Source organism: Stappia indica (assembly GCF_001696535.1).
Lineage (GTDB): Bacteria > Pseudomonadota > Alphaproteobacteria > Rhizobiales > Stappiaceae > Stappia > Stappia indica.
The window spans coordinates 42,261-68,383 of the sequence record NZ_MBQE01000006.1 but is presented as its reverse complement, the minus strand read 5'-3'; the positions used below and the strand labels follow the sequence as shown (position 1 = coordinate 68,383).

Genomic DNA, 26,123 nt, shown 5'->3' with positions numbered 1-26,123 from the left:
CCGCGACTGACATCTGGATGCCGGATCACGCGATGGCGCTGTCGCGCCCCGCGGTCCGGCATGACGGGAGCGGGAGGCTGTCGCTTCCGCCTCTCCTCGCGTCTTCCCGGACGAGGCCGTAGGCCGAAGATCCGGGACCGGGGAGGCACGGTGGTGGTGTCGGTCGGGAGCGGTGCGGGGGTAGGCGAGGGGCATTCGCGGCAGCGCCGGGACTCACTCGAGCCGTTCGGGACGACAGCGGAGCGCGTGTTTCCCGCCGGCGTGTTGTCGCGCTCCTTCAGCGCGTGTGGCGCGAGAGGGTGAGCTGCACCACGAACATCGCCCAGACCATGTTGGCGCGGCGGCGGTCGCCGGCCAGGAAGTCATCCCAGAACAGGCGCACCAGCTCCTCGTCCAGCAGGCCGAGCCGGGCGATCTGCGCGGGCGAGAACATGTCCTCGGCGAGCGGGCGCAGCGGGCCCTTGAGCCAGTCGGCGCAGGGAATGCCGAAGCCGCGCTTCGGCCGGTCCCACAGGGAGGCGGGGACGTAGCGGTCGAGCACCTGCTTGACCACGCCCTTGCGCTGGCCGCCCATCAGCCGCACCCGGTCAGGCAGGGCGAGGGCGAAGCGCACCACGGCCGGATCGAGAAAGGGCACGCGGGTTTCCAGCGCATGCGCCATGGCGGCGCGGTCGACCTTCACCAGGATGTCGTCGGGCAGGTAGTGGACGAGGTCGAGCAGGCTCGCCTGTTCCAGCACGCTCCAGCCGGTTTCCTGCGCCACCGTGTCGGCGAGCGGGTGGGTTTCGCGCGCGCTTCCCGGCACCAGCCGGTGGGCAGTGTCCATCAGCGTGAACTTGCGCTCATAGGCGGCGACCGCCGAGCGGGCGGTGAGGCTGGCGAGCTTTTCCTCCAGCCGCAGGCGCAGGCCGGCCGGGCTCTTGCGCCCGATCCGCGACAGGCCGAGCCGCTCGGCCGGGGCGACGATGCCGGCAAGCTGGGCCGAGACATAGGCGCGGCGGGCGGCGCGGCCGATGCGCGCGGACAAGGTGCCCTGCCATTGCCGGTCGATGGAATGGTAGCGTCCATAGCCGGCAAACAATTCGTCGGCGGCATCGCCCGACAGGCTGACGGTGACGCGCGTGCGGGCGAAGCGGGCGACCATGTAGGTCGGCAGCTGCGACTGGTCGGTGAAGGGCTCGTCGTAGACGTCCGGCATCTCGTCGACGAGATCGCGCGCCTCCTCGCCGGAGAGGAAGATCTCGTTGTGGCGGGTGCCGAGGTGACCCGCGACGGCGCGGGCGAACTCCGCCTCGTTGGTCGCCTTGTCGTGGAAGCCGAGGGAGAAGGTCTCGATCGGCACCGCGCTCAGCGACTGCATCATCGCGGCAATGGTGGAGGAATCGATGCCGCCCGACAGGAAGGCGCCGAGCGGCACGTCGGAGATCATCTGCCGGGCGACGGAGCCGCGCAGCAGCTCGTCGAGCTGGTCGACGGCCTCCTGGTCGCTGCCCGTAAAGCGGTTGCGGCGGGCGATGCGGGCCTCTTCCAGCGTGTCCCACCAGGGGGTGACGCGCCAGGTCTCGGGGGTGAGCGCGCCCTCGTCGATCTCGACGATGGTGCCCGGTGCGATCTTCACCGCCTGGGTGAAGGCGGTGCGCGGGGCGGGGATGTAGCCGTGGCGCAGGCACAGGGCGATGGCCTGGCGGTCGATCTCGCCGGTCCAGGCGGGATGGGTGCGCAGCGCCTTGATCTCGGAGGCGAAGGCGATCTCGCCGCCGAACAGGCCGACATGCAGCGGCTTTTCGCCGAAACGGTCGCGGGCGAGCGACAGCACCCGGCGCTCCCGGTCCCACAGGGCGATGGCGAACATGCCGGCGGTGCGCGTCAGGGTCTCGGCCATGCCCCAGGCGCGGATGCCGGCAAGCAGCACCTCGGTGTCGGAATGGCCGCGCCACTCGGGCGCAAGGCCGGCCTCCTCCAGCTCGCGGCGCAATTCGAGATAATTGTAGATCTCGCCGTTGTAGGAGATGACGTAGCGCCCGCAGGGCGAGTGCATCGGCTGCACGCCGGCGGGGCTGAGGTCGATGATCGCAAGGCGGCGATGGACGAGTCCGATGCCGGCCTCGACGTCGCGCCAGATGTCGCCGGCATCGGGACCGCGATGGCGGATCGCCTCGCCCATGGCGGCAAGCGCGGAAGGCTCGAGGGCGGGCGAGCCGAGAGGGGCATAGATGCCGGCAATTCCGCACATCGGAAGGCGCTCCAGCGAGAAACGCGAAAGGGTCGCGAGAAGGGGACGGCTTGCGCGCTACTCGGCCGCCACCGCAGCGGCGGAGGCGGCAAGGTCGGCGCGGCCGATCCAGCGGTCGAGGAACGCGTCGAGCCAGGCCTTCACCGCCGGGTCGAAGGCGAAGCGTCCGGCGAAATGATCACGTCGGTCGCGGGCGCCGGGCAGCTCCATGCGCGGGGCGCCGCGCGTCGTCCAGCGGACCATCATCTGGTAGGTCAGCTCGGGATGGAACTGGATGCCGTAGGCGCAGGGGCCGACGCGGATCGCCTGGTTGGGATAGGTCTCGCCGGTGGCCAGCAGCTCGGCGCCGCGCGGCAGGTCGAAGCCCTCGCGGTGCCACTGATAGACCTTGCCGGGCCATTTCGGCATAAGCTCGCGGCCGACATCGGTCGGCGCAAGGTCGTAATAGCCGATCTCGACGAGGCCGTCGTCATGGCCGTAGACGCGGGCGCCGAGATTGCGCGCCAGCATCTGGGCGCCGAGGCAGATGCCGAGGAATGGCTTTTCCTCGCGCAGCGGCACGTCGAGCCAGTCGGTCTCGCGGGCGATGAAGGCATCGGTGTCGTTGGCGCTCATCGGCCCGCCGAAGACGACGGCGCCGGCGTGGCCTTCCAGCGTCTCGGGCAGCAGCTCGCCGAAGCGCGGGCGGCGGATGTCGAGGGCGAAGCCCCGGCGCACCAGCTCCTGCCCGACGCGGCCGGGCGTCGAGGTTTCCTGATGCAGGACGATGAGAACCTTGGGCCTGTCGGCCAGCTCTTTGGGATCCAGGATCATGGGACCAGATTATATTGCAACGCGATACGACGTCGAGAGGTGAGCACGGTCAGGCCTCGTCCGGGGCGTCGCCGGAGCTTGTCGCGGCCTCGCCGGCGACCTTGCGGCGCAGGGCCAGCCGGTCGCGCGAGGAAATGCCGAGCAGCTCGGCGACGCGCCAGATCGTGTTGTCCTCGAATTCGTGGACGGTGCCGTCGGCATAGACGAGCTCCCACATCATCTCGATGACCTTGAGCCGCTCGTCCAGCTCCAGACTGCGCTTGAGCACCGAGGTGAAGCCGTAGAGGTCGACCGCCTCGTTGTCGCGCTGGGTCGCCTCGCGGATCAGCTCTTCCGTCATCTCGGGCGTCAGCTTGTAATTGGCCCGCAGGACCTCCGTCAGCGCCGCCCGCTCGACGTCGTCGACCACGCCGTCGACGGAAATGATGTGCACGAGCAGGGCCGCCGCCGCGAGGCGGTGGTCGTCCTCGGCGAAGCTCAATTCGCCGCTCTCGCCCGTGACCGCGGTCCGCAGAAACCGCTTCAACGCAGAAAACATATCCCCTCCGGTGCCGTCCGCAACCGCGGCAGCATCCGCAATCCGGGCGCGATTGTCCATGCTGCTGTGCGGAAAGACGGTCGGGGCGGCTTTCGCGAAGGCTCCTCCCGCGCCATCCTGTCGACATGCTTTGGCGTAGACTGGCGCTGATTCGTCCTTCTGGAGATACGGTTTGAAACGCGCACTCGCGGGCCTTGCCAGCCTGCTCTTCCTCCTCGTCGCGGCGCTCTTCGTGGTGCCGCTGCTCCTGCCGAAGGACGCGATCCGCGCCGAGCTGATCAGCCAGATCGAGGAGCGGACCGGCTGGCGGCTGCGCCTCGACGGGCCGGTCGGGCTGTCGCTCTTGCCCGGATTCCGGATGAGCGCGGACAATGTCGGCGTGTCGGCCGGCGAGACGGGCGAGATCCTGCGCGCGGGAACGGTCGATTTCGGCCTGGCCTGGGGCGGGCTGTTCGGCGGCGACATCCGCCTGACCTATCTGCGGCTCGACGCGCCGGTGGTCAGCGTCGAGATCGACGAGAACGGCCGGCCGAACTGGACCGCGGGCCTTGCCTCGGGCGAGTCCATCGCGACCAACGACGACCCCGCCGCAGGCTTTCCGGCCGACCGCTGGAGCGCGGCGACGCAGGCGATCGCCGACAGCAACGGCGAGGCGCCCGTCCAGCCCGCGGCCGGGGCGGCCGACCAGGCGCGGGTGCCGGCGGAGGCGCCGGACGGTGCGGCGACGGCGGCAAGCGTTGCCGCCGACGGCATGGCGCTGGCACGCATCGGCGTCGACCGGCTGGAGATCACCAACGGCCGGCTGATCTATTCCGACCGCCGCGACGGCACGCGCCACGAGGCGGACAATGTCAATCTGGTGCTGAGCCTGCCCTCGCTCTCCGGCGCCCTGTCGCTGGAGGGCGGGCTCGGCTACGGCGGCGTGGCGGTGACGGTCGCCGGCACGGTGGAGGCGCCGATGCGCCTTGCCGGCGGCGGCAGCTCGGCGGTCGACCTGACGCTGGGCGGCGCCGGGGCGAGCGCCAAGATCACCGGCGATGTGGCGCCGCAGGATGCGAGCCGCCTGCGCATTGCCGTGGAAGGCGAGGAACTGGGCGCGACGCTGGCCGCCTTCGGCACCAGCCTGCCGCGCGAGCCCGGCCCCTTCCGCATGACCGGCGACGTGACCGCAAGCCAGAGCGCCGTGGAGGTCCGCGGCCTCGAGGCGCAGCTCGCCGGGGCGAGCCTGCGCTCCACCGCCAATGTGGTCCTGACCGGCGAGCCGGAAGTGACGGGCCAGCTGGAGCTGGCCGATGCGCGGCTGGAAACGCTGCTGGCGCTGGCCGGACGCAGCGAGGAGGCGCAGGGAACGCTGGGCGGCTCGCTGCGCTTTTCGGCGCGCGGCGCGGATGCGGCGAGCCTGATGGGAACGATGGACGCGCAAGGCCGGCTGTCGCTGGCCGGCGGCGGCATTTCCGGCCTGCCGGTGCCTTCGCCGATCGGCGACGACGCGTCGGCGCGGCGGATCGAGGATCTGGCGGTCGCCATCGACTTCGCCGGGCTGGACGCCCCGGTCTCGGTAAGCGGCGGCCTGAAATGGCGCGGCGATGCCTTCCGCATCGAAGGTTCGGCGACGCCGGCGCTGGCGATGGCCGGCATGCCGACACCCTTGAAGCTGAGGCTTGCCGGCTCGCGGGTCGAAGTCGGTTACGACGGCAGCGTGTCGCCGGCCGGTGCAGTCGACGGCGCCGTGGTGCTGGAAACGCAGAACCTGCGCGCGCTGGCGGGCTGGCTCGGCGTGCCGCTGGCCGATGGCGGCGGGCTCGGGCCCTTCTCCTTCTCCGGCCGGCTGGCGGCGGGCGAGGATGCGGTGCGTTTCACCGGGGCGGAGATCCGCCTCGACGACACGACCGGGCGCGGCGAAGGCGAATTGCGCCTCGGCGCAAGGCCGAAGGTGACGGCGCGGCTGGAGCTGGACCGGCTGGGGCTCGACCCTTACGCGGTGGAAACGGACCGGGCGAGCGACGGGCGCAGCGAAGCCCGGGTGCCGGGCGCGGAGCGCGGCTCGTGGAGCCGGGTGCCGATCGATCTCTCCGGCCTCAAGGCGGTCGACGCGCAGCTATCGCTGTCGGCGAAGCAGATCGTCCGCGACAAGCTGGAGATCGGGCCGAGCCGGCTGGAGCTGACGCTGGAAGGCGGGCGGCTGTCGGCGGAGCTGGCCGAGATGTCGCTCTATGGCGGGCAGGGCAACGGCCTCCTGGTGCTCGACGGGTCGCAGCAGGTGCCGGAACTGGCCGGCCGCTTCTCGCTCACCGACCTCAGCGCGCGGCCGTTCCTGGCGGCGGTGGCCGGCTTCGACTGGATCGAGGGCCGGGTGACGACGGCGCTCGACGTCAAGGCGCATGGCGTCAGCCAGTACGAGCTGATCTCCGGGCTCGACGGCACGGCCCGCTTCGACTTCGCCGACGGTGCGATCCGCGGCATCAACATCCCGCGCATGGTACGCGGGCTGACGGTCGACACGCTGCTGGGCTGGGCGCAGAACGCGGAGCAGAAGACGGATTTCTCGGCGCTGGGCGCAAGCTTCACCATCACGCGCGGCATCGCCGCGACGGAGGATCTGGCGCTGATCGGCCCCCTGGTGCGCATGAGCGGCACCGGCCGGGTCGACATGCCGGAGCGGATGCTCGACTGGCGGCTGGAGCCGCGGGTGGTGGCGAGCCTGGAAGGCAGCGCGCCGGTGCCGCTGGCCAAGGGCGAGGCGCGCGAGCTGGAAGGGCTCGGCGTGCCGGTGATCGTGCGCGGGCCCTGGGACCGGCCGCAGATCTATCCGGACATCAAGGGCATCCTGGAGAACCCGAAGGCGGCGCTGCAGCAGCTGGAAAATCTCGGCGGCGGGCTGTTCAAGTCGCTGCAGCAGGCGCGCAACCCGCAAGAGGGGCTGACCGGCATCGCCAACGAGGCGATCAACCGGGCGACCGGCGGCAACACCAATATCGACGTGCAGAAGGTGCTGGACGGCGAGGTCGACGACAAGGAAGTGCTGGAAGCGGTGGAGCAGGGCTTCGGCCTGCCGTCCGGCTTCCTCGGCTCGTTCGGCATCGGCCGCCGCCAGCAGCAGCCGGAGGCCGCGCCCCAGCAGGACCAGCAGCAGGAAGAGCAGCTGCCGCTGGACGAGGCCCCGCAGGATGGCGAAACGCCGCAGCAGGGCGCGCCGATCCAGTAACTTACGGCATCCCGCGGCGCGGGATGCCGCGGGAAACCCGTCCGGGCAGGGTCAGTCGCGCCAGAAGCGGCGGGCGCGTTTCGTCTCGTCCCACAGGGTGCGGGCGTTCTCGAAGGCGTGGGCGGCGCGCGCCTCGTGCCAGCCGAGCACGAAGCCGGCTGCAAGGGCGGTTTCCACCCGCGGCCCCACCTTTGGCCCCACTTGTGGCCCCACTGGCGGCTTGGCGTCGACGGCAGCGACCATGCCGGCGAGCTTGCCCGCCATCACCACATCGTTGAGATAGCCGAAGACGTCCTGCAGCGTCTTGAGACGGGCGAGGAACGGCTTGACCTTGCGCGCCGGGAAGGCGGAGCGGAAGAACTCCACTGCATAGCGCAGCTTCTTCAGTTCCTTGCGCAGGTCGTGGCGTTCTTCCAGCGTCAGTTCGTCCATGCGCGCGGCCAGCCGGGCCGCCGATTTCCAGCGCTTTTCCAACGCGTCCACCGCAAAGGTGCCGACGGTGGTCGTCGCTGCCGGCTGCTCGCCGTCCTCGCGCCAGCCGGTGCCATGCGCCAGCGCGCCGAGGCGGAACAGCAGCTCGTTGACGGCGGGACCGGAGAGCTGGTCGCGCAGGGACTTGCGGGCGGCAAGGCGTGCGGCCTCGACCCGGCGGACGAGCCCGGTATCGTCGAGCAGACCCGCGTCCGGCCCGAGGCGGGCGACCGCCATCGCCGGCTCGACGATCTCCTCCACCAGAACGTCGAGGTCGCGCAGCTCGCCGACGGCCAGCGCCAGGTCCCGGGCGGCGGCATCCAGCTCCTTGCGGATCTCGGGATCCAGCAGGCGGTGATGCACCTTCAGCGCGCTGCGCAGCCGGCGCAGGCCGACGCGCAGCTGGTGCGGGCCTTCGGGATCGTCGCTGTCGAGCACCGTGCCGCGGTTGCCGGCGATCTGGTCCATGCAGGAGAGAAGAATGGCACGGAAGGCCGGGGCGATGGCCGTGTCGGCCGTAAGGCTGGCCTCGGTGGCATTGACCGGGCCGGTGTCGGCCCGTTCGCCCGCGGCGAGCAGGTAGCCGCGGCCGGCCTTGCTGAGGCGCGAGAAGCGGGCGCAGGCCAGCGCGGGAAGGCGGCCGGCCAGCTCGAACAGCGCGGCGGGGTCGCCGGACTTCAGCTCGAGCTCGGCCTCGAACAGGGGTTGCTGCCGTTCGCCGGCAACGATCTCGCCGGCATCCAGCGCCATCTCGATGGTGCTGCCGTCGCTTTCGCGGGTGAACATGCGGATCGTGCGGCGCATGGCGGTCTCGAAGACCGGCGCCAGGGGCTGGCCGTCGATCAGCTGCCACAGGCCTTCGCGCATCAATGGTTCGAGGATCAGGGTGAGATCGGGCGCGGGGCCGGCGACCTCCACTTCCGCCTCGCGCGGGCGCGACATGCCGCCGGTGACGCCGGTGCCGGCCTTGACCGTTTGTACCCATTTGCGCCCGACCCGGCGGACCCGCAGCGACCATTTCGCCTTGCGCAGGGCCCGGTCCGGCGTGTCGAAATAGATCGAGCGCAGGGCGCGCGTCGCGGCGCGCTCGGCGGCAAAGCCCTCCGGCGCCGGCGCTCCTTTCAGCTTCTGCTGGCCGCCCCTGGCCAGTTCCAGCTTCAGCTCGACTTCCCGTTTCGCGCCCATTGCCTCGTCCGTGCCGTGTCCTTGCGGTCGCCAGTGTGCGGCAACCTTCCCGATGCCACTAGCTTGTTTCCCGGTGCCTGTCCACAAAAGCGCGCTCAGTGCGTCTTTGTTTGCCGGCTCAGTCCTTCTTGCAAGCTTGAGGAGCGACGGGTTCTGGTGTCTGGTTGGGGGCAGGACCGGCTGGCCCGAAAGGAGACGGCGATGGCGGTGCTTGAGTTCGAGAAGACGCGCTGGTTCCGCATCACGGCGGTGGTGACGGCGGTAGTGCTGGCGGGCATCGCGCTGGCGCTGGTCGTCGACAACCAGCGGCGGCAGGCGGCGCTGACCCATGTGCGGATCGCCGGCGGCGGCTTCCTGTTCTACTACCGGCTCGGCGAGATCCGCGCCGGCATCACGGCGATCGTGCAGAAGCCGACGCCGTCGCAATCGCGGCTGGTGGCGCGGTTCGAGAACCCGTCGGGCGGTCCGCCGGTGGAGGTGGAGACGCGGCTGCGCCACGGCGAGCAGCGCTACGGGCTGGAAACGCCGCCGCTCACCGGCATCGTTAAGGGCAGGCCCTATGCGGTGGATCTGCTGCTCTACGACTATGGCGGGCGCGAGCCGATGGAAGTGCAGCACACGACCATCACCAGCGAGCTGGACGAGGACGTCTCGCCCAAGGGGCCGCTGACGGTGGGGCCGGGCTATCATCGTCCGCAGAACGGGCCGCAGAACGGGCCTCCGCAGGGGCGACAGCCGGCACCGCAGTAGGATCAGACCCGGCGGCGCGGGGCCTCGACGGCGGGCACCTCGCCTTCGGCCAGCTCGCCCGTCTGGCGGCCGTAGCTGGCGAAGCGGGCGATGACCTCGTCCATCTCCGTATCGGTGAGGATGACCGGGTCGCCGGCCTGCAGCGCGAGCGCGTATTGCCGGCACAGGGTCTCGATCTCGCCGGCCAGCCACAGCGCCTTGGCAAGGCCGGGGCCGAAGCAGATCATCCCGTGATTGGCGAGAAGACAGGCGCTGCGCCCCTCCAGCGCCGCCAGCATGGCGCGCGACAGGGCGCGCGTGCCGAAGGTGGCGTAATCGGCGGTGCGCAGGGTGCGGCCGCCCGCGACGGCGATCATGTAGTGGAAGGGCGGGATCTCGCGGCGCAGGCACGACAGCGCCGTGGCATGGACGGAATGGGTGTGCACCACGGCGCCGGCCTCGGGCCGGGTGGCGTAGATGTCGAAATGCATCCGCCATTCGGAGGAGGGCAGCCAGTCGCCGGAATAGCTCTCGTCCATGTGGACCTGCACCACCTGCTCGGGCTGCATCGCCTCGTAGGGAATGCCGGAGGGGGTGATCAGGAACCCGTCGCCATGGCGCAGGCTGATATTGCCGGAGGTGCCCTGGTTGAGGCCGGAGGCGTTCATCGCCAGGCAGGCGTCGATCACCGCGCGGCGGGCGGCAAGGTCTTTGCTTCGATCTTCGGGGGAAAGCATGGCGTCCTCCTCGTCGGTATCCCCCCGCAAGAGGTGCAGAAGAAGGGCTCGCGAGGCAACCGGAAGGCAGTGCGAAAGGGAAAATGGTGCCCCCGGTCCGACTCGAACGGACACTCCGGTTAGGGAAACGGATTTTGAATCCGTCGCGTCTACCAATTCCGCCACGGGGGCCCGCGGGAAACGGCGCGATCATAGCCGCAGCGCTTGGCCCGTCAATTGAAACATGGCGTCTGTCCCGTGCCGGATTGCGGTCACTGCGCCGCAGCGGAAGTCGGATGACAAGGGCCGCGCTTCCGGCTAATGAGGCGACATGTTGCGCCGCCTCTACGATTGGACAATGTCGCTCGCCTCGGGCCGCCACGCACCGGCGGCGCTGGGAGCCGTGTCCTTTGCCGAAAGCTCGTTCTTTCCGATCCCGCCGGACATCCTGCTGATCCCGATGGTGATCGCGCGCCGGTCGAAGGCGTTCGCATATGCGACGCTGTGCACGGTGACCTCGGTGCTGGGCGGGGCGGCGGGATACGCCATCGGCGCCTTCCTGTTCCTGCAGGTGGCCGAGCCGATCCTCGCCTTCTACGGCTATCTCGACAAGTTCGAGACCTTTCGCGGCAATTTCAACGACTACGGCGCCTGGATCGTCTTCATCGCCGGCGTGACGCCCTTTCCCTACAAGGTCATCACCATCGCCAGCGGCGCGACGGGGCTGAGCCTGCCGGTGTTCATGGTGGCGAGCGTGCTGGCGCGAGGCCTGCGCTTCTTTGCCGTTGCCGGGCTGCTCTACCTGTTCGGCCCGCCGATCCGCACCTTCATCGAGCAGCGCCTCGGCCTGATGTTCACGATCTTCGTGATTGGCCTTGTCGGCGGCTTCGCGCTACTCCGCTTCCTGTGAAACCGAGGCGGCGACCATGAGCGACCCCGCAAGAACGTCCCGGCAGCTGGTGCTGCTGCTGATCGCAGGAGGCCTGGCCTCGATCCTGACGGCGTGGGGCTTTCAGCTGATCGGCGGCTATGTGCCCTGCAAGCTCTGTCTCGAACAGCGCATTCCCTATTATGTCGGCCTGCCGCTGGCCCTCCTGGCGCTACTTGTCATGCTGCGCGGAACGCCCGCGCAGGGACGGCTGGTGGTGACCGTGCTGCTGCTGGCGGTCGCGGGCGTCTTCGCCTGGGGCGCGGGCATCGGGGCCTATCAGGCCGGCGCCGAGTGGGGCTTCTGGGCGGGACCTGCGGATTGCGGCGGCGGCGGGGGAATGCCCGATTCGGCCGCCAACATGCTGAACGCGCTGCGCTCCACCCGCGTGGTGAGCTGCACCGAGGCGAGCTGGCGGATGTTCGGCCTGTCCTTTGCGGGCTGGAACGCGGTGATCTCGGCCGGGGTTGCCGTGCTGGCGCTGGCCGGTGCCTGGATCTGGCGGCGCGGGAGCGCGGCGTGAGCGGCAGGGATCCGCGCGAGGAAGAGCGGCGCCGCGAGGCGCAGTCTGTGCTCGACCGGGCCGAACGCGAAAGCGAAACCGTGCTGCGCACCACCTTCGAGGGCGCTCACAAGCGCTCGGGCGCGCCTGTCGACGAAGACGATCCCATCGAGCGGCTGGGCCGCAAGATCGGCCGCAGCGCCGGCATGGTCTTCGCGCTGGGCCTTGTGGTCTACCTGATCTGGACCTACGTGATCGGTCCGGCATAACGATCAGGAGTGAGGCGGCAGGATGGGGTCACGCGCGGCCGGGAACGAACGCAGCAGCTGGACGGGCGCGGTGGCGCCGGATCTTGCCGAATTCGAGCGGATCGCGCTTGCTGCCTTCGACGAACTTCCCCCTGAATTCCGCGAGCTGTGCGGCGAGATCGAGATCCGCGTGGCGGATTTCGCAGAGGACGACGCGCTCGAATCGGTCGGCGTCGAAGATCCGTTCGAGCTGATGGGCCTGTTCGAGGGAATCGGACTGGCGCAGGGCGGGGCGGAGGCCTTCAGCGGCCGCATGCCGAACCGCGTCTGGCTCTACCGCCGCGCCATCCTCGATTACTGGTGCGCCTATGACGAGCCGCTGGGCGGCGTCATCGCGCATGTGCTGATCCACGAGATCGGCCACCATTTCGGCCTGTCGGACGACGACATGGAGAGCATCGAGGCGGCGGCCGACGACTGAGCCGCCGGCCTTCGCTATCGTTTCAGACACCCATCCGGTTCAGGCGGCGGGAAGCAGCCCGTCCTCGAAGGTCTTGCCGATCGCCCGGCGCGCCATCATGTGCGAGCGCGGGTGGTTGATGCTGTCGACGGCAAGCAGGCGCCCGCCGCCGAGATAGGCGACGTAGAAGGAGCCGGAGGCGGGATCGCCGAAGGTGCGCGCCTCGTCGTGGTCCTGCGACAGGCCGGCGATCTGCAGCTTGACCGCATACTGGTCGGACCAGAACCACGGCACCGGATCGTAATGCACCTCCTGGCCGAGGATCGAAGCGGCGACGGCCTTGGCCTGGTCGATGGCGTTCTGCACGCTTTCCAGGCGGATCGAGCGGCCGTAGAGCGCGGAATGGAAGCGGGTGCAGTCGCCGGCCGCATGGACCAGCGGATCGGAGGTGAGGGCGCTATCGTCGACGAGGATGCCGTCGCCGGTGGCAAGGCCGCAGGCGGCTGCCAGCTCGTCGTTGGGCACCGCGCCGACGGCAACGAGCGCGATGTCGCAGGGAACCTCGCCGCCGCCGGCAAGCTGCACGCCGGTGACGCGGTCGCTCCCCGAAAAGCCGGTGATGCCGGTGTCGAGCATCAGCCGCACGCCCTTGTCCGCGTGCAACTGCTGGAACCAGGCGGAGACGGTGGGCGAGACCACCCGCTTCATCACCCGGTCCTGCGCCTCGATCACGGTGACCTCGTGGCCCATGGTCTGGGCGACGGCGGCGACCTCCAGCCCGATATAACCGCCGCCGACGATGGCGACACGGCCGGGCGCGCGCAGCAGCGGGCGCATCGCCTCGACATCGGAAATCTTGCGCAGCGTCACGACGCCGGGCAGGTCGGCGCCGGCGATCGGCAGGGCGCGCGGCCGGGTGCCGGTGGCGATGATCAGCCGCTCGTAGGGAAGCTGTTCGCCGCCGGCGAGCAGCACGGCGCGCATCTCGCGGTCGATGGCCTCGACCTCCTTGCCGAAATGGCAGTCGATGGCGTTCTGCTCGTAGAAGCTCAGCGGGCGCAGGTGCAGCGCCTCGTCGTCGATCTCGCCGGACAGGTGCTTCTTGGACAGGGGCGGGCGCTGGTAGGGCGGATGCGGCTCCTCGCCGACGAGGGCGATGCGGCCGCCGAAGCCGCCCGCGCGCAGCGAATGGACGGCCTGGGCGCCGGCCTGGCCCGCTCCGACGATGACGATGCTGTCCTGCATGGGAATTCCTTCGGCAATCTGGCGTGCGGCTGGCCGACGGCAGGGCTTTCCGAGGAGACCGGCTGGGAGCCGGCGGCCCATGCGCGTGGCTGGCGGGAGGCGAGAGCGATGGTTTCACCACCCTTGCCGTCGTGTGATCTGCACGCGTTATGTGGCGAGATTGCCGGTGGTGGCAATAGGGGGATTGCCGTCAGGGAGAGAGGCCGTCAGGGGGAGAGGCGGGGTGCGCGCCGTCAGGCGGCGCGCACACCTTCCAGGAAGGAAGCGATCTCCTTGCGCAGCAGGCGGGCCTGCTCGCCGAGCGTGCCGGAGAGCTCGCCGACCATGGCGCCGGTGCCGCGGGCATGGTCGGTGGCGCCGGACACCCGTCCCATTGCCTCGGCCCCGGTGCCGGAGCGCTCCGAGGCGCGGGCGACATTCTCGGTGATCTCGCGCAGGGCGATGCTTTGCTGGCCGACGGCGGCGGCGACCGAGCCGGCGATCTCGTTCATCTGGACGATGATCTGCTCGACATCGCCGATGGCCATGACCGCATCGGCCGAGGCCTGCTGGATCGCCTCCACCTGCTGGGCGATGTCCTGGGTGGCCTGGGCGGTCTGGCTGGCAAGGTCTTTGACCTCGGCGGCGACGACCGCGAAGCCGCGCCCGTGCTCGCCGGCGCGGGCGGCCTCTATGGTGGCATTGAGCGCCAGGAGGTTGGTCTGGTTGGCGATCTCGCGGATGAGGCCCATGACCTCGCCGATGCGGTCGGCGGTGCGCGACAGGGCGCTCATGCTGGCGCCGGTGTCGCGGGCGCTGGCGACGGCGGTTTCCGCGACCTGGGTCGAGCGGTTGGCCTGGTCGGCGATCTCGGCGATGGAGACGTTGAGCTCCTCGGAGGCGGAGGCCGCCGAGGTGACGCTGTCGGCGGCGACCCGTACCGCATTGCCGGCGGTCGCCGCTTCCTCGGCCGCCCGTCCGGCCGCCTGGTCGAGCGCGCCGGATGCACCGGCGAGCTCCTCGGCCGCGCCGTCGAGGCGGGAGAGCGCGTCGCTGACGGTGGCCTCGAAGCCGGAGATCAGCTGGTCGAGATGGCGCATGCGGCGGTCGCGGGCCGCGTTTTCCGCCTCTTGCGTCGCGGCAAGCTCGCCGCGCTCCAGCGCGTTGTCGCGGAAGACGGCGACGCTGGCGGCCATGGCATCCAGTTCGGTGCGGCCGCGCACCGGCGGCAGGTCGATGTCGGTCTCGCCGGCGGCGAGCCGGTCCATGGCGCGGCGTAGGGCGGCAAGGGGGGCGGAGATCGAGGCGCCGATGAGGATGCCGGCCACAAGCAGCACGGCGACCGTCAGGCCCATGATCGCCAGCATGGTCATGGCGGCGAGGGCGCGGCCGTCGACAAGGGCGCTCGCTGCCGCGGACTGGCCGCTTTCGGCCGCCTCCTGAAGCTGGGCGAGATAGGGCGGCAGCACGTCGAAGAAGGCTTCGAGCTTCTCCACGAGCGCGGTGTGCTCGCTGCCGGCGCCGGTATAGGTGTCGAAGGCCTCGCGATAGGCGGCGAGGAAGCCGGTGAGTTCGGCGCTGGCCGCCTCCTCGAGCTTGGCCCGGGACAGCGCGCGCTCGACGCGGGCGGCGGCAACCTCGAAATTGCCGAGGTTCACGTCGCTGCGGTCGAGCAGATAGGCCTTTTCGCTGCGCTGCAGGTCGACGCCGGCAAAGGCGAGGCGCTCCGTCTCGGGGCCGCGCTGGAAGCGCGCGAGCTTCTGGACGCCGGCAACCAGCGCATCGCCATTGGCGGTCAGCGCGCCGCGGGCGCCGTCCTCTCCGCCGGCAAGGCCGAGCCGCTGCTGCACCGCGTGCAGGTCGCGGAAGGTCGCCTCGATGTCGTCGAGGGCAAGGGCGACCTGGTCGATTTCAGCGGAATAGGGCGCGGCGACGGTGAGGCCGCGCACTGCGCCGAGCTGGCCGCGTGCGGCCGCGATCTGCGAGGAGAAAGACTGATAGGCGGCGTCGGACGGGGCGGCGAGATAGGTCTTCTCGGTGACCCGCATGCTGGCCGAGGTGGTGGAGAGATCCGCGACGGTGCCGGCAAGGTCGGAAAAGCCCTCGGACCGGGCAAAGGCGCTTTCGACGCTGGCCTGGCTCCACCAGAAGACGCCGCCGATGGCGGCGAGGCCCGTCATGGTGACGGCGATCAGCAGAAAAATCCTGATGCGCACGGATAGTCGGCCGACTAAGGTCGATACCGACGCGAACCCTCGAAAATGCGGCACTGGCATACCTCGACTCGTCCGTCCCTACCTTGCGCAAAAGTCCACCAGCAAAGTTAACATTCCACTGACCCGCCAGTGCTGCGGTGCCCATATTTTGCTCTCCGGTATAAAATGCCGCAGGGTTCGTCCCCGCCACTGCCGCCTTCCTCAACGTTTTGAACTGGATCTCCCGTGCGCTCGTTCTTCGACAAGGCCGTTCCCGGCATCTTCGTCCTGCTGTGGTCGACCGGTTTCATCGGCTCCAAGCTGGGGGCGCCGCATATCGAGCCCTTCGTCTTCCTGACGATCCGGTTTTCGCTGGTGCTGCCGGTGATGCTGGCGCTGGCCATGGTGCTGCGCGCGAGCTGGCCGCGGCGCGGGACGGAGTGGGCGCATTGCTTTATCGCGGGCGTGCTGATCCACGGCGTCTATCTGGGCGGCATCTTCTACGCCATCGACAACGGCATGCCGGCGGGCATCACGGCGCTGTTCCTGGGTCTGCAGCCGCTGCTGACGGCGCTGCTGGCCGGGCCGGTGCTGGGCGAGAAGGTGGCGCCGCGCCACTGGCTGGGGCTTGCCGTCGGTGCGCTCGGCTTGCTGCTGGTGGTGGGACCGCGCATCGGCGGGGCGGATGCGGCGGACTTTTCGACCGGCAATGTGCTGGCCTGCCTTGCGGCCGCCGCCGGCATTGCCGTCGGCACGATCTACCAGAAGCGGTTCGTCGTCGGCATCGACCTGATCCCCGGCACGCTGGTGCAGTATTTCGGCGCGCTGGCGCTGGTGATGCCGCTGTCGATGCTGGAGGGCTGGCAGATCCACTGGACCGGCGAGTTGATCATCGCCATGACCTGGCTGGTGCTGGTGCTGTCGATCGGCGCGGTGCTGCTGTTGATGGTGCTGATCAAGCGGGGCAGCGCGTCGCGGGTGTCCAGCCTGTTCTACCTGGCGCCGGTGGCGACCGCCGTGGAGGGCTACCTGCTGTTCGGCGAGACGCTGTCGCTGGTGCAGGTCCTGGGCGCGGCGCTGGTGATCGGCGCGCTGCTGATCATCCGCGAGCGGCGGATCGGCACGCGGCGCACGCCGGCCTGAGGCCGGTCGCCTCGCTCAGGCGCTGGCGAGCTTGCGGGCGCGGCGGCGCAGGATCGCCGCGTTGAGCTCTCCGCCGAAGACGAAGCAGATCGAGATCAGATAGAGGAAGATCAGCGCCGTCATGGCGCCGGCAAGGCCGGCATAGGTCGACACGTAGTCGGCAAAGCCGGCGAGCCAGGCGCCGAAGGCGACGCCCGAGGCGAGCCACAGCAAAAGCGTGGCGGCAACGCCGGGCAGCGTGTCGAGCAGCCGGCGGCGGCCGTCCGGCAGCACCGCATGGGCGATGAACAGGCCGCCGAGCGTCAGCAGCGTGGCGATGACATAGCGCGAGACGTTGAGCCGGGCGGTGAAGGGCTCGAGCAGCGGCGCATGGGCGACCACCGCGCGCCAGACCAGCGGCGCGAAGACGATCAGCAGCGCGAAGCTGATCAGCACGAAAGTGCCGAACAGCACCAGGAGCAGAGCCTGGGCGCGCAGGTAGAAGTAATTGCGGGTCTCGCCGACGCCATAGGCGCGGTTGAGCGCGACGCGCAGCGCCTCCACGCCGTTGGAGGCGAACCACAGCGCGGCGATGATGCCGAAGGTGAGGATGTCGCCGCGCGGCTGGGTCAGCACCACGTGGATCTCGCTGGCGATGGGCCGGGCGACCTCTTCCGGCCAGACGTCGAAGAGCAGCGTGGCGATGCGGTCGGCCATGTCCGACATGCCGAGGAAGCCGGTGAGCGCGGCCACGAAGATCAGGAACGGGAACAGCGCCAGCAGCGAGGACAGCGCGACATGGCTCGCCAGCGCGAAGCCGTCGTCGTTCGTCATGTGCATGACGGCATCGTAGATGATGGCGATCGCGGAGCGCAGCGGGCGGAACGGGTTCATCCGCCGCTTTTGCGGGAGGCATCGCCCGGGGTCAAGGTGCAGCCGGCGTTTCATGCTGCGGCGCGAAATCCATGAAATATTATTGCTTTTCGCCTCCTTCAAAAGAAGCATTGCTTCGCGAACGCGGCGCGATATTGTTTGCGCTGCAGCATGCTCGCCGGGAGGGGCGGGCTGCCTGCGGGAAACGGCAATGGAGAGGAATGCATGTCCCTGGCGAGCGAATTCGGTCACGAGACACGGGAAACGCGGCTGACGGAGCTGACGGGCGAGGCGGTGGAGACGCTCAGTGCCCTGCTCGATGCGGCGGCGGCAAGCGTACGCGCCCGCGTCTCGGTCGACGGCCGGCTGTCGGGGGAGAAGCTGGAGGCCGAGCAGCGCGCGACCCACGGGCTCGCCTGGCTTGCGACCTATGTGGAGGCGCTGCGCCAGCTCGCCGCCTATGCCGGGCGGCTGGAGGATGCAGGCAGCTTCGGCGAGACGGAGGAGCTCCAGGTGCGCCTCGCCTTCGCCGAATATCTGGCGCAGGTCTTCGGCGGCATCCCGATGAACCAGGGCGAGGTCGTGCGCCTTGCCGATCTCGGGCTCGGGACGGAGGCGGCCGCCTCCTTCCGCGGCGCGGCGGTGGAGGAGCTGATCGCCACCGGCAACACGCCGGCGCTGCGCGCGCGGCTGGCCGAGCTGATCCGCCAGCAGGAGGGCAACTCGATCTTCGGCGCCTCCGGGTTGGAGGAGACCTACGAGCAGGTGCGCGAGGAAATGCGCCGCTTCGCCGCCGACAAGGTGGTGCCGCATGCGCATGAGTGGCACCTGCAGAACGCCTATATCCCGCTGGAGGTGATCGGCGAGATGGCCGAGCTCGGCGTCTTCGGCCTGACGATCCCGGAAGAATACGGCGGGCTCGGCCTCGGCAAGGAGAGCATGTGCGTCGTCTCCGAGGAACTGAGCCGGGCCTATATCGGCGTCGGCTCGCTCGGCACTCGCTCGGAGATCGCCGCCGAGCTGATCCTGTGCGGGGGCACGGACGCGCAGAAGCAGACCTGGCTGCCGAAGATCGCCTCAGGCGAGGTGTTGCCGACGGCGGTGTTCACCGAGCCCAACACCGGCTCCGACCTTGCCTCGCTGAAGACCCGCGCCGTGCGCGAGGGCGAGGTGTGGAAGATCTACGGCAACAAGACCTGGATCACCCATCCGGTGCGCGCCGACGTCATGACCCTGCTTGCGCGCACCGATCCGTCGGAGCCGGGCTACAAGGGCCTGTCGATGTTTCTGGCGCAAAAGCCGCGCGGCACGGATGCCGATCCGTTCCCGGCGCCGGGCATGTCGGGCGGCGAGATCGAGGTGCTCGGCTATCGCGGCATGAAGGAATACGAGATCGCCTTCGACGGGTTCGAGGTTGCGCACGAGAACCTGCTCGGCGGCGTGCCGGGGCAGGGCTTCAAGCAGCTGATGCAGACCTTCGAGGGCGCGCGCATTCAGACGGCGGCGCGGGCGCTCGGCGTCGCGCAGGCGGCGCTCGACCTGGGGCTGCGCTATGCGCAGGACCGGGTGCAGTTCGGCAAGCCGCTGATCGCCTTCCCGCGGGTTTCCGACAAGCTGGCGATGATGGCGGCGGAGCTGATGGCGGCGCGGCAGCTCACTTATTTCTCGGCGCTGGAAAAGGATTCCGGCCGGCGCTGCGACCTGGAAGCGGGCATGGCCAAGCTGCTCGGCGCCCGCGTTGCCTGGGCGGCGGCGGACAATGCGCTGCAGATCCACGGCGGCAACGGCTTTGCGCTGGAATACGCGATCAGCCGGGTGCTGTGCGACGCGCGCATCCTCAACATCTTCGAGGGCGCGGCGGAAATCCAGGCGCAGGTCATCGCCCGCAGGGTGCTGGAAGAGCGCGGCTGAGGCGCGTCAGGCAGAGCTGGTGGCGGCATCGGGGGTGAGCGAGCGCAGGGTCGCGATCTCCTCCGGATGCCGCTCCAGCAGCCGCAGGGCCGAGGCGATGCCGCGGCTGACGAGAACCTCGCCGGATTCGTATTTCTGGAAGGCCCTTGGCCCGCCACCGATGACGAGGCCGGCATCGCGCTGGCTCAGGCGCAGCTTGCGGCGGATCGCGCGAACCTCGTCCGGCGTCAGCAGGTGCTCGGCCTCGGCCTTCAGACGGTTCAGCTCGCGATCGGACACCTTCATGTCCTCGCCGGAATGGATGCCGTCCTCCACTCCGTCCGCATACCAGCCCGGCATGTCGAAGGTTCGGGAGAGCCCCTTGTAGGAAATCGTCACCGGACGCAGCCCGCGCACCATCGGCTTTCCGGTTTCCGGGCAGGTGAGAGGCTCCATCTCACTTCTCCTTGAACGACAGCAACAGGAACTGGGTGACGATCCCGGCCGTGAACTTCACATAGACCAGGCCTGCCGAGCTGCGTCCGTGGTAGACGTCCTGCCAGACCGTGTGGTCGTGGTGGGACGTCATCGACTTGTAGAAGTCGCCCGGCCGAAGGGCCTGGATCACATCGACGATGTCCTGGCGGCCCATGCCCAGAGCCGCCGCGCCTTTCAGCGCCGTTGTCGTCGCCATCAGCCGATCCGGGCGGTCGAAGGCGTCCTGAATGGCGGAGAGACGATAGGCAGGCCGCCGTTTCTCCATCAGATATGACACCATAATGGTGTATTTTCAAGGCTCATAGCGCTTGCCCCCGGCTGTGTGCAGCCGGAGGGTAGCGTCATGAGTGTGGTGATACAATCAAAGGGTGTGTTCGGTTGTAAATGCATTTCTGGTGACGCATTCACCCCATGGCGACGACCAGCCAGAGCGAGATCCACGGCACGCCGACGAGCAGGGCGAGGCGGAAGATGTCGGCGATCCAGAAGGGCGTGACGCCCCGGAAGATCGTGGTCAGGCTGACGTCTTCCAGCACGCTGCGCAGCACGAAGACGTTGAGGCCGACGGGCGGGGTGATCAGGCTGATCTCGGTCACCACCACAACGACGATGGCGAACCAGATCAGCACCAGCTCGGGATCGGCGAGGAGGCCCGAGCCGAAGTCCAGCGTCGTCACCAGCGGATAGAAGACCGGCACGGTGAGCAGGATCATCGACAGGCTTTCCAGCACGCAGCCGAGCAGGATGTAGACGGCGACGATCGCCAGGATCACCAGCCAGGGGCTGACGTCGAGATCCGACACCATGTCGGAGAGCGCGTCGGGAAGCCCGGCGAAATTCACGAAATTGGTGAAGATGTCGGCGCCGATGATCAGGGCGAAGATCATCGCGGTGGCGCGGGTGCTTTCGCCGATGGCCTCGCCGAGGGCGCGCCAGCCGAGCCGGCCGAACAGGGCCGAGAGCGGCAGGGCGGCACCGGCGCCGATGCCGGCGGCCTCGGTCGGGGTGAAGAAGCCGCCATAGATGCCGACCATGATGATGGCGAACAGGACGATCAGCGCGACGACGCCGAGCACGTCGCGCCGGGTCAGCGGTTCGGCCTCGGTCGCCGGCGGGGCGAGCTCGGGATTGCGCCACACGGCGACCTGAACGGCGGCGAGATAGAACAGCAGGCCGACGATGCCCGGCACCACGCCGGCGATGAACAGCTTGCCGATGTCGGACTCGGTCAGCAGCCCGTAGATGATCAGGATCACCGAGGGCGGAATGAGGATGCCGAGCGTGCCGCCGGCGGCGATGGAGCCGGCGGCCAGGCTGTCGGCATAGCCGAAGCGGCGCATGGAGGGCATGGCCACCCGCGACATGGTGGCGGCGGTGGCGAGCGAGGAGCCGCAGACGGCGGAAAAGCCGCCGCAGGCGATCACCGAGGCCATGGCAAGGCCGCCGCGCATGCGCGCCGTCGCGTGGTTGGCGACCGCGTAGAGCCCGTGGGCAACGCCGGAGCGGGCCAGCACGTTGCCCATGAAGATGAACAGCGGCACCACCGAGAGCGAATAGGCAAGGCCGGCGTCGAAGACCAGCGTGCCGGTCATGGCGAGGCTGGCGTCGAGCCCGCGCATCCAGGCGAAACCGGCCATGCCGACCAGCGCCATGGCGAAGGCCACCGGCATCTTGAGGAAGATGAGGACAAGCAGGACGGCGAGGCCGATCAGCGATTCCGTCATGTCGGATCCCGTCGTGAGACGTCCGGGCGAAGCGCCCGCAAGGCGGCGGCAAGACAGGCGAGCGCGCAGCCCGCAGCGGCAAGGAAGGCGACCGGCGCCAGCGGCAGGGACAGCGAATCGCTGACAGCGCCATCTTCGGCGAGCCGCTGTCCGTGCAGGAACAGCCGCCAGGAAAAGACCGCAAGGACGAGGGCGACCAGCAGGCCGGTAAGGGGCCGTGCGGCGCGGGTGATGCGCCCGCCCGCGACCGCGTCCAGCAGGTCGACCTCGACATGCTCGCCGCGGCCGGTGGTCACCGGCAGGGCGAGGAAGACGAGCGAGGCGAGGAAGATCTCGGTCAGCTCGTAGGCGCCGGCCAGTGGCGCGTTGAACCAGTAGCGGGCGACCACGTCGATGCAGGTGACGAGGGTCAGGGCGAGCAGCAGCGCGCCGGAGGCTGCCGAGAGCAGCCGCTCCAGCCCATGAGCGAAGGGCCGGCGTTGCGGCCGGCCCTCCTTGTCTGCGGTTGGCGACATGGTCCTTGCGTCCTGTCGGCTCAGAAGGAGATGCCGGTCTCGGCGCGCAGCTCGGCAAGGGCGGCAGCGCCGTCGAAGCCCTGCGCCTTGACCGCCTCGGCCCAGGTCGCCTCGTGCTTGGCCGCATGCTCGCGGATGGCGGCCAGCACGGCGTCGTTGGCCTCGTGCACCTCGATCTTGGTCTCGGCGACGAGTTCCGCGCCGCCGGCATCGGCCGCATCCCACACCGCGCCGGCCTTTTCGGCGAAGGCAGCGCCCGAGAGCTTCTCGATGGCGGCCTTGTCGGCGTCGGAGATCTCGTCCCACTTGGCCTGGTTCATGACCAGGAACCAGGAGGTGTTGTAGATGCCGCCGGGGACCTTGAGCGTGTAGGAGAGGTGGTCGGCGAGACGGAAGGCCTTGAGCGCCTCCATCGGGAAGGTGACGCCGTCGATGACGCCGCGCGACAGCTTCTCGTAGACCTCGCCCGGGCCCATGAACTGGGTGACGACGCCGAGATCCTGCATCAGGTCGGCGATGTAGCCGCCGGGCGTGCGCAGCTTGAGGCCGGCGAAGTCCTCCGGCTTTTCGATCTTGCGCTGGTTGTTGTGGATCATGCCGGGGCCATGGGCGAAGACGGAGAGCAGCTTGACGCCCTCGTGCTCGCCGGCCGCGTCGAGCGTGCCGGCATAGACCTTCCAATAGGCCTTCGAGACGGTGACCGCATCATTGCCGAGGAAGGAGAACTGGCCGATGCGCGAGCGCAGGAACCGGTCGTCCTGGGTGAAGGAATGCAGGCCGTAGGTGATGTCTGCAACGCCGTCGCGGGCCATGTCGTAATGGGCGGGCGGGGCGCCGAGCGGCTTGGCCAGCACGCGCACCTTGACCCGGCCTTCCGTCGCCTTCTCGACTTCGTCGGCCCAGGGCTTCATGGCGTTCTCGACCAGCGGGTGCTTGGGCGGCAGCCAGGACGACATGACCAGAGTGGTGTCGGCGCGGGCACCGGCAAGGCCGGCAACGAGCCCGCAAGCGAGCGCGGCAAGGCCGAACCCGGCGGATTTCACCGTGAAGCGCATGTTTTCCTCCCATGTCCCGGCCGGGGGACGTCGCCGCGGCCGGATATTAGTTTCGTTTGCAACTTTTCAGGAAACGGCCGCGACGTCAAGACGGTTGCAGGCGAGGGCCGGGCAACGCGAAGCTGCGGCCGAAAAGGGCCGGGCTATCGCGCGCTGGCGCCGGCTGAAAGCCAATTGGAAAGCAGCCCGTCGAACAGGGCAAGTTGTTCGTCCTCGCCGGGCAGGGCGCCGAGGCTGTGGCCGACGATCATGTGATAGAAAAAGGCGAGCACGCCCTGGGCGAGGAGATCGGGATCCGCACCGGGGGCAAGGCGCCCCTCGCGCGCAAGGCGGGCAAACGCTTCCAGCGCACACTCTTCCATCGCCTGGCAGACGCCGAGAAACAGCCGCGTCCAGGGCCCGTCGCGCAGGGTCGACTGGACAAGGTACAGGCGGGCGAAGTCCGGATCCGAGCGGTAGAGCGCCAGCCAGGGGCGAAACACGCCGGCGATGTAGTCGCGGGTCTCGCCGATCGGCGTGCGGGCGACATGGGCGCGCATGGCGACCTCCAGCTGCTCCAGGTCGGCCGTGCGGGCGGCGATGAGCAGGCTGGTCTTGTCGGCGAAATGGGCGAAGACGGTGGCCTTGGCGACGCCGGCCGCCTCCGCCACCGCATCGACGCTGGTCGCCTCGAAGCCCTGGGCCGAGAACAGGCGGACCGCCTCGGCGAGGATCTTGTCACGGGTTTCGCGCGTGCGCTTCTGGGGTCGTCCGACCATTTTCGCCTTCTTGCGGATTCAATTATTGACCATGGTCATAAAATGAGGCATCAATTAATGACCGCGGTCAATATTAGCCCCCGAACAGGAAAGCCGACAATGGCAAAACGTATTCTCGTGCTGGAAGGGCATCCCGGCCCGGACAGCCTGTGCGGCGCGCTGGCCGCCGCCTATGTGCGGGGCGCCACCCGCTCCGGGCACGATGTGAAGCTGCTGCGCCTGTCGCAGATGCAGTTCGATCCGGACATGGGGCCGGGCTTCAAGCCGGAAAAGGTGCTGGAGCCGTGCCTTGCCGAGGTGCAGGCGGCACTCACCTGGTGCGAGCATCTGGTGATCGTGCATCCGCTGTGGTGGGGATTGATGCCGGCCAAGCTGAAGGGGCTGATCGACCGGGTGCTGCTGCCGGGCTTCGCCTTCCGCTACGAGCCGGGGCAGATGGTGCCGGCCAAGCTGTTGAAGGGGCGCTCGGCCGAGGTGCTGGTCACCTCCGACACGCCGCCCTGGTATCTGCGCTTTCTGCTGCGGACGCCGGGCTACCGGGCGATGCGCAAGCAGATCCTGGAGTTTTGCGGCTTCTCGCCGGTGCGCTTTCGCACCTTCGCACCGGTGCATGGATCGGACGAGAAAAAGCGCAAGGGCTGGATCGGCAAGGCGGAGCGCTACGGGGAGGCGGCGTGACACCGGGTCGCGCCGCTCGGCGCGAGGCGGTCAGTACCGCTCTTCGGCGAACCAGCCGAAGACGGTGAGATCGAGCGTCGTCTGGGCGATACGCTCGCGGCTGGTCATCAGGATCTGGCCGCCGCGCCGCTGGTAGAAGCGGACCGCATCGTCGTTGTCCTTGAGCACACGGATGGCCAGGCCGTCGAGACGGGCGCGGGTCAGCGCGGCGCGGGTGGCGGTGAACAGCTCGCTGCCGAAGCCGAGGCCCTGATGGTCGGGCCGGACATAGAGCTCGTAAATCTCGCCCTCGAAGGGCAGCTCGCGCATGCGGCTGCGGCCCCAGGTGGCATAGCCGGCGGGCAGGCCGGCGACCTCGAGGATCTGGATCTGGACGCCGCGCGACAGGGCGGTGCGCCACCATTTCGGGCCGCGGCGGGAGATCATCCGCTCCAGCTCCAGGCCGTCGATGATGCCCCGATAGGTCGACCGCCAGGCATCCTCATGGATGGTGGCGAGCGCTTCGGCATCGTCGTGGCGCGCTGGGCGCAGGGCTGTCAGGCCGATACTCATGCAGGCATGATAGCGCCCTTCGCCGGCCGACAAAAGCCGTTGCGCACGCCCCGGTCACAGGAGACGCCGAGGGGGTGGAAAACGCGGAGAAGCGGGGAAAGGGCTGCAGAAACGGAAAAGGGCCGGCATTGGAGCCGGCCCTTCCGGTTGCAATCTCGGCCCTTGCGAGCCGGGGAACGCCTGAGACAAAACCCCGGGGGGCTGGGGGGCTGTTGCGTACCGAAGCCTTGTCGTCAGTCCCTTATGCAACGATGACAATTTCGCCGGCCAAGATGGCACCGTCTGGGCTGCAATGGGGCGAAACTATGAAATCGACAGGCCCCGCCAAAAAGCCGGGCGCGCAAGTCCGAATTTCCAAAATATGTCATTTCTGCCAAGGGTTTGATCAAGGGAGGACAGGTGCGGCTGCGGGCGTTTGCCGGGCGTTGCCGAGGGCTGCGGAGGCGGGCGGGACTTGCAAAAGGCGGACAGGGCGGCCCATCATGACAGCGGGATGACGAGATGGATCATTGGGCGGCGAGGCGGACGGCGCGATGAGCGAATTCGATGAAGAGGCATCCAGGCCGGGAGCGGAGCCGGCGGCGATCTCCGGTTTCGCGCCTGCCCGCAGCCCGGCCGCACCGAGCAGCCCTGCTCCGGCACCCACACCAGCACCAGCGCTGGTCTCCTTCCACCGACGCGAGCTCGATCTGATCCTGCGGGTCTACGGCCACCGGGTGGCCTCCGGCGAATGGCGCGACTACGCCATCGACCACATGAAGGACCGGGCGGTGTTCTCGATCTTCCGCCGCAGCTCGGAAATGCCGCTGTTCCGGGTCGAGAAAGTGCCGCGCAACGCCAAGCGGCAGGGCGCCTATGCGGTGGTCGGCACGGGCGGGGTGATCCTCAAGCGCGGCGGCGATCTCGCCCAGGTGCTCAAGGTCTTCGAGAAGAAGCGTCACCTCAGCCTGGTGTGACCCGGCGAGGAAAAGGCGCAGGCCGGACAGGCCGGTCCCAACCGACGAGGAAAAG

General features: G+C 69.2%; 25 protein-coding genes and 1 tRNA gene. 10 read left to right on the top strand and 16 right to left on the bottom strand.

Features of this window, described 5'->3' with window-relative positions; genetic code table 11:
* Window positions 1–277 precede the first annotated feature (277 nt).
* The 3 genes from asnB to BBX35_RS20405 are packed head-to-tail and all read right to left on the bottom strand — an operon-like array spanning window position 278 to window position 3,584.
* Window positions 278–2,233: an asparagine synthase (glutamine-hydrolyzing) gene (asnB, locus tag BBX35_RS20415; RefSeq protein WP_067224159.1), complete on the bottom strand. Its 1,956-nt coding sequence runs from the start codon at window positions 2,231–2,233 to the stop codon at window positions 278–280.
* A gap of 57 nt (window positions 2,234–2,290) precedes the next feature.
* Complete coding sequence (locus tag BBX35_RS20410; RefSeq protein WP_067224157.1) at window positions 2,291–3,046, bottom strand: glutamine amidotransferase; 756 nt, start codon at window positions 3,044–3,046, stop codon at window positions 2,291–2,293.
* 49 nt (window positions 3,047–3,095) lie between these two features.
* Window positions 3,096–3,584 carry a tellurite resistance TerB family protein gene (locus tag BBX35_RS20405; protein ID WP_067224155.1) on the bottom strand — a complete coding sequence of 163 codons (489 nt, stop codon included), beginning with the start codon at window positions 3,582–3,584 and terminating at the stop codon, window positions 3,096–3,098.
* A gap of 172 nt (window positions 3,585–3,756) precedes the next feature.
* On the opposite strand from BBX35_RS20405, the gene BBX35_RS20400 reads away from it, so the two are divergent.
* Window positions 3,757–6,789, top strand: a complete 3,033-nt coding sequence (locus tag BBX35_RS20400) for an AsmA family protein (protein ID WP_067224153.1) — start codon at window positions 3,757–3,759, stop codon at window positions 6,787–6,789.
* Between the two features lie 51 nt (window positions 6,790–6,840).
* On the opposite strand, the gene BBX35_RS20395 is transcribed toward BBX35_RS20400, so the two are convergent.
* Window positions 6,841–8,445, bottom strand: a complete 1,605-nt coding sequence (locus BBX35_RS20395; protein ID WP_067224152.1) for a CYTH and CHAD domain-containing protein — start codon at window positions 8,443–8,445, stop codon at window positions 6,841–6,843.
* A gap of 201 nt (window positions 8,446–8,646) precedes the next feature.
* Between BBX35_RS20395 and BBX35_RS20390 the strand changes: the two genes are divergently transcribed.
* Entirely contained in the window at window positions 8,647–9,195 is a 549-nt protein-coding gene (locus BBX35_RS20390; RefSeq protein WP_067224150.1) for a hypothetical protein, read from the top strand.
* A 2-nt stretch (window positions 9,196–9,197) separates the two neighbouring features.
* Here BBX35_RS20390 and BBX35_RS20385 read toward each other — a convergent pair whose 3' ends face one another.
* Together BBX35_RS20385 and BBX35_RS20380 are read right to left on the bottom strand one after the other, a co-directional pair.
* On the bottom strand, window positions 9,198–9,911 hold the full coding sequence (locus tag BBX35_RS20385; RefSeq protein WP_067224148.1) for a class II aldolase/adducin family protein: 714 nt from the start codon (window positions 9,909–9,911) through the stop codon (window positions 9,198–9,200).
* Between the two features lie 84 nt (window positions 9,912–9,995).
* Window positions 9,996–10,082: transfer RNA gene (locus tag BBX35_RS20380), tRNA-Leu, on the bottom strand.
* A 139-nt stretch (window positions 10,083–10,221) separates the two neighbouring features.
* Between BBX35_RS20380 and BBX35_RS20375 the strand changes: the two genes are divergently transcribed.
* Genes BBX35_RS20375 through BBX35_RS20360 form a run of 4 tightly spaced genes read left to right on the top strand, consistent with a single transcriptional unit; the run spans window position 10,222 to window position 12,049 of the window.
* Window positions 10,222–10,800: a YqaA family protein gene (locus BBX35_RS20375; RefSeq protein ID WP_067224147.1), complete on the top strand. Its 579-nt coding sequence runs from the start codon at window positions 10,222–10,224 to the stop codon at window positions 10,798–10,800.
* Window positions 10,801–10,816: 16 nt separating this feature from the next.
* Window positions 10,817–11,341 (top strand): disulfide bond formation protein B, encoded by a 525-nt coding sequence (locus tag BBX35_RS20370; RefSeq protein ID WP_067224145.1) that lies wholly within the window; start codon window positions 10,817–10,819, stop codon window positions 11,339–11,341.
* A complete protein-coding gene (locus BBX35_RS20365) occupies window positions 11,338–11,589 on the top strand; it encodes a hypothetical protein (RefSeq protein ID WP_067224143.1) in 252 nt (83 codons plus the stop codon). Before BBX35_RS20370 ends, BBX35_RS20365 begins: the two co-directional genes overlap by 4 nt.
* A gap of 22 nt (window positions 11,590–11,611) precedes the next feature.
* Window positions 11,612–12,049, top strand: a complete 438-nt coding sequence (locus BBX35_RS20360) for a metallopeptidase family protein (RefSeq protein WP_067224141.1) — start codon at window positions 11,612–11,614, stop codon at window positions 12,047–12,049.
* Window positions 12,050–12,088: 39 nt separating this feature from the next.
* Here BBX35_RS20360 and BBX35_RS20355 read toward each other — a convergent pair whose 3' ends face one another.
* Both BBX35_RS20355 and BBX35_RS20350 read right to left on the bottom strand, forming a co-directional pair.
* Window positions 12,089–13,273, bottom strand: a complete 1,185-nt coding sequence (locus BBX35_RS20355) for an NAD(P)/FAD-dependent oxidoreductase (protein WP_067224140.1) — start codon at window positions 13,271–13,273, stop codon at window positions 12,089–12,091.
* A 233-nt stretch (window positions 13,274–13,506) separates the two neighbouring features.
* Window positions 13,507–15,468: a methyl-accepting chemotaxis protein gene (locus BBX35_RS20350; RefSeq protein ID WP_083206492.1), complete on the bottom strand. Its 1,962-nt coding sequence runs from the start codon at window positions 15,466–15,468 to the stop codon at window positions 13,507–13,509.
* A 225-nt stretch (window positions 15,469–15,693) separates the two neighbouring features.
* On the opposite strand from BBX35_RS20350, the gene BBX35_RS20345 reads away from it, so the two are divergent.
* A complete protein-coding gene (locus BBX35_RS20345) occupies window positions 15,694–16,590 on the top strand; it encodes a DMT family transporter (protein WP_208979895.1) in 897 nt (298 codons plus the stop codon).
* Window positions 16,591–16,605: 15 nt separating this feature from the next.
* Here the strand turns inward: BBX35_RS20345 and BBX35_RS20340 are convergent, their stop codons facing one another.
* Window positions 16,606–17,463 (bottom strand): YihY/virulence factor BrkB family protein, encoded by an 858-nt coding sequence (locus BBX35_RS20340; protein ID WP_067224137.1) that lies wholly within the window; start codon window positions 17,461–17,463, stop codon window positions 16,606–16,608.
* Between the two features lie 204 nt (window positions 17,464–17,667).
* Here BBX35_RS20340 and BBX35_RS20335 point away from each other — a divergent pair, with 204 nt between their 5' ends.
* The gene (locus tag BBX35_RS20335; RefSeq protein ID WP_083206491.1) at window positions 17,668–19,353 is read left to right on the top strand and encodes an acyl-CoA dehydrogenase family protein; all 1,686 of its coding nucleotides are present in this window, start codon (window positions 17,668–17,670) and stop codon (window positions 19,351–19,353) included.
* 6 nt (window positions 19,354–19,359) lie between these two features.
* Here the strand turns inward: BBX35_RS20335 and BBX35_RS20330 are convergent, their stop codons facing one another.
* The 6 genes from BBX35_RS20330 to BBX35_RS20305 form a co-directional block, all read right to left on the bottom strand.
* Window positions 19,360–19,788, bottom strand: a complete 429-nt coding sequence (locus tag BBX35_RS20330; RefSeq protein ID WP_067224135.1) for a type II toxin-antitoxin system MqsA family antitoxin — start codon at window positions 19,786–19,788, stop codon at window positions 19,360–19,362.
* Between the two features lies 1 nt (window position 19,789).
* On the bottom strand, window positions 19,790–20,095 hold the full coding sequence (locus BBX35_RS20325) for a type II toxin-antitoxin system MqsR family toxin (protein WP_067224758.1): 306 nt from the start codon (window positions 20,093–20,095) through the stop codon (window positions 19,790–19,792).
* Window positions 20,096–20,234: 139 nt separating this feature from the next.
* On the bottom strand, window positions 20,235–21,554 hold the full coding sequence (locus BBX35_RS20320) for a TRAP transporter large permease (RefSeq protein WP_067224133.1): 1,320 nt from the start codon (window positions 21,552–21,554) through the stop codon (window positions 20,235–20,237).
* Window positions 21,551–22,069 carry a TRAP transporter small permease gene (locus BBX35_RS20315; protein WP_083206490.1) on the bottom strand — a complete coding sequence of 173 codons (519 nt, stop codon included), beginning with the start codon at window positions 22,067–22,069 and terminating at the stop codon, window positions 21,551–21,553. Before BBX35_RS20315 ends, BBX35_RS20320 begins: the two co-directional genes overlap by 4 nt.
* Window positions 22,070–22,089: 20 nt before the next feature.
* Entirely contained in the window at window positions 22,090–23,124 is a 1,035-nt protein-coding gene (locus BBX35_RS20310) for a TRAP transporter substrate-binding protein (protein ID WP_067224131.1), read from the bottom strand.
* A 143-nt stretch (window positions 23,125–23,267) separates the two neighbouring features.
* Window positions 23,268–23,882 carry a TetR/AcrR family transcriptional regulator gene (locus BBX35_RS20305; protein ID WP_067224130.1) on the bottom strand — a complete coding sequence of 205 codons (615 nt, stop codon included), beginning with the start codon at window positions 23,880–23,882 and terminating at the stop codon, window positions 23,268–23,270.
* A gap of 99 nt (window positions 23,883–23,981) precedes the next feature.
* Here BBX35_RS20305 and BBX35_RS20300 point away from each other — a divergent pair, with 99 nt between their 5' ends.
* On the top strand, window positions 23,982–24,560 hold the full coding sequence (locus tag BBX35_RS20300; RefSeq protein ID WP_067224128.1) for an NAD(P)H-dependent oxidoreductase: 579 nt from the start codon (window positions 23,982–23,984) through the stop codon (window positions 24,558–24,560).
* Between the two features lie 30 nt (window positions 24,561–24,590).
* On the opposite strand, the gene BBX35_RS20295 is transcribed toward BBX35_RS20300, so the two are convergent.
* A complete protein-coding gene (locus BBX35_RS20295) occupies window positions 24,591–25,112 on the bottom strand; it encodes a GNAT family N-acetyltransferase (RefSeq protein WP_067224755.1) in 522 nt (173 codons plus the stop codon).
* A 533-nt stretch (window positions 25,113–25,645) separates the two neighbouring features.
* Between BBX35_RS20295 and BBX35_RS20290 the strand changes: the two genes are divergently transcribed.
* Window positions 25,646–26,068: a DUF2794 domain-containing protein gene (locus BBX35_RS20290; RefSeq protein WP_067224754.1), complete on the top strand. Its 423-nt coding sequence runs from the start codon at window positions 25,646–25,648 to the stop codon at window positions 26,066–26,068.
* The last annotated feature ends 55 nt before the right edge of the window (window positions 26,069–26,123 follow it).

Bases quoted from the DNA above. Each gene is read 5' to 3' on its own strand.
- asnB (WP_067224159.1), bottom strand. From the start codon at position 2,233: ATGTGCGGAATTGCCGGCATCTATGCCCCTCTCGGCTCGCCCGCCCTC.
- BBX35_RS20410 (WP_067224157.1), bottom strand. From the start codon at position 3,046: ATGATCCTGGATCCCAAAGAGCTGGCCGACAGGCCCAAGGTTCTCATC.
- BBX35_RS20405 (WP_067224155.1), bottom strand. From the start codon at position 3,584: ATGTTTTCTGCGTTGAAGCGGTTTCTGCGGACCGCGGTCACGGGCGAG.
- BBX35_RS20395 (WP_067224152.1), bottom strand. From the start codon at position 8,445: ATGGGCGCGAAACGGGAAGTCGAGCTGAAGCTGGAACTGGCCAGGGGC.
- BBX35_RS20390 (WP_067224150.1), top strand. From the start codon at position 8,647: ATGGCGGTGCTTGAGTTCGAGAAGACGCGCTGGTTCCGCATCACGGCG.
- BBX35_RS20385 (WP_067224148.1), bottom strand. From the start codon at position 9,911: ATGCTTTCCCCCGAAGATCGAAGCAAAGACCTTGCCGCCCGCCGCGCG.
- BBX35_RS20375 (WP_067224147.1), top strand. From the start codon at position 10,222: ATGTTGCGCCGCCTCTACGATTGGACAATGTCGCTCGCCTCGGGCCGC.
- BBX35_RS20370 (WP_067224145.1), top strand. From the start codon at position 10,817: ATGAGCGACCCCGCAAGAACGTCCCGGCAGCTGGTGCTGCTGCTGATC.
- BBX35_RS20360 (WP_067224141.1), top strand. From the start codon at position 11,612: ATGGGGTCACGCGCGGCCGGGAACGAACGCAGCAGCTGGACGGGCGCG.
- BBX35_RS20355 (WP_067224140.1), bottom strand. From the start codon at position 13,273: ATGCAGGACAGCATCGTCATCGTCGGAGCGGGCCAGGCCGGCGCCCAG.
- BBX35_RS20340 (WP_067224137.1), bottom strand. From the start codon at position 17,463: ATGAACCCGTTCCGCCCGCTGCGCTCCGCGATCGCCATCATCTACGAT.
- BBX35_RS20335 (WP_083206491.1), top strand. From the start codon at position 17,668: ATGTCCCTGGCGAGCGAATTCGGTCACGAGACACGGGAAACGCGGCTG.
- BBX35_RS20330 (WP_067224135.1), bottom strand. From the start codon at position 19,788: ATGGAGCCTCTCACCTGCCCGGAAACCGGAAAGCCGATGGTGCGCGGG.
- BBX35_RS20325 (WP_067224758.1), bottom strand. From the start codon at position 20,095: ATGGAGAAACGGCGGCCTGCCTATCGTCTCTCCGCCATTCAGGACGCC.
- BBX35_RS20320 (WP_067224133.1), bottom strand. From the start codon at position 21,554: ATGACGGAATCGCTGATCGGCCTCGCCGTCCTGCTTGTCCTCATCTTC.
- BBX35_RS20315 (WP_083206490.1), bottom strand. From the start codon at position 22,069: ATGTCGCCAACCGCAGACAAGGAGGGCCGGCCGCAACGCCGGCCCTTC.
- BBX35_RS20310 (WP_067224131.1), bottom strand. From the start codon at position 23,124: ATGCGCTTCACGGTGAAATCCGCCGGGTTCGGCCTTGCCGCGCTCGCT.
- BBX35_RS20305 (WP_067224130.1), bottom strand. From the start codon at position 23,882: ATGGTCGGACGACCCCAGAAGCGCACGCGCGAAACCCGTGACAAGATC.
- BBX35_RS20300 (WP_067224128.1), top strand. From the start codon at position 23,982: ATGGCAAAACGTATTCTCGTGCTGGAAGGGCATCCCGGCCCGGACAGC.
- BBX35_RS20295 (WP_067224755.1), bottom strand. From the start codon at position 25,112: ATGAGTATCGGCCTGACAGCCCTGCGCCCAGCGCGCCACGACGATGCC.
- BBX35_RS20290 (WP_067224754.1), top strand. From the start codon at position 25,646: ATGAGCGAATTCGATGAAGAGGCATCCAGGCCGGGAGCGGAGCCGGCG.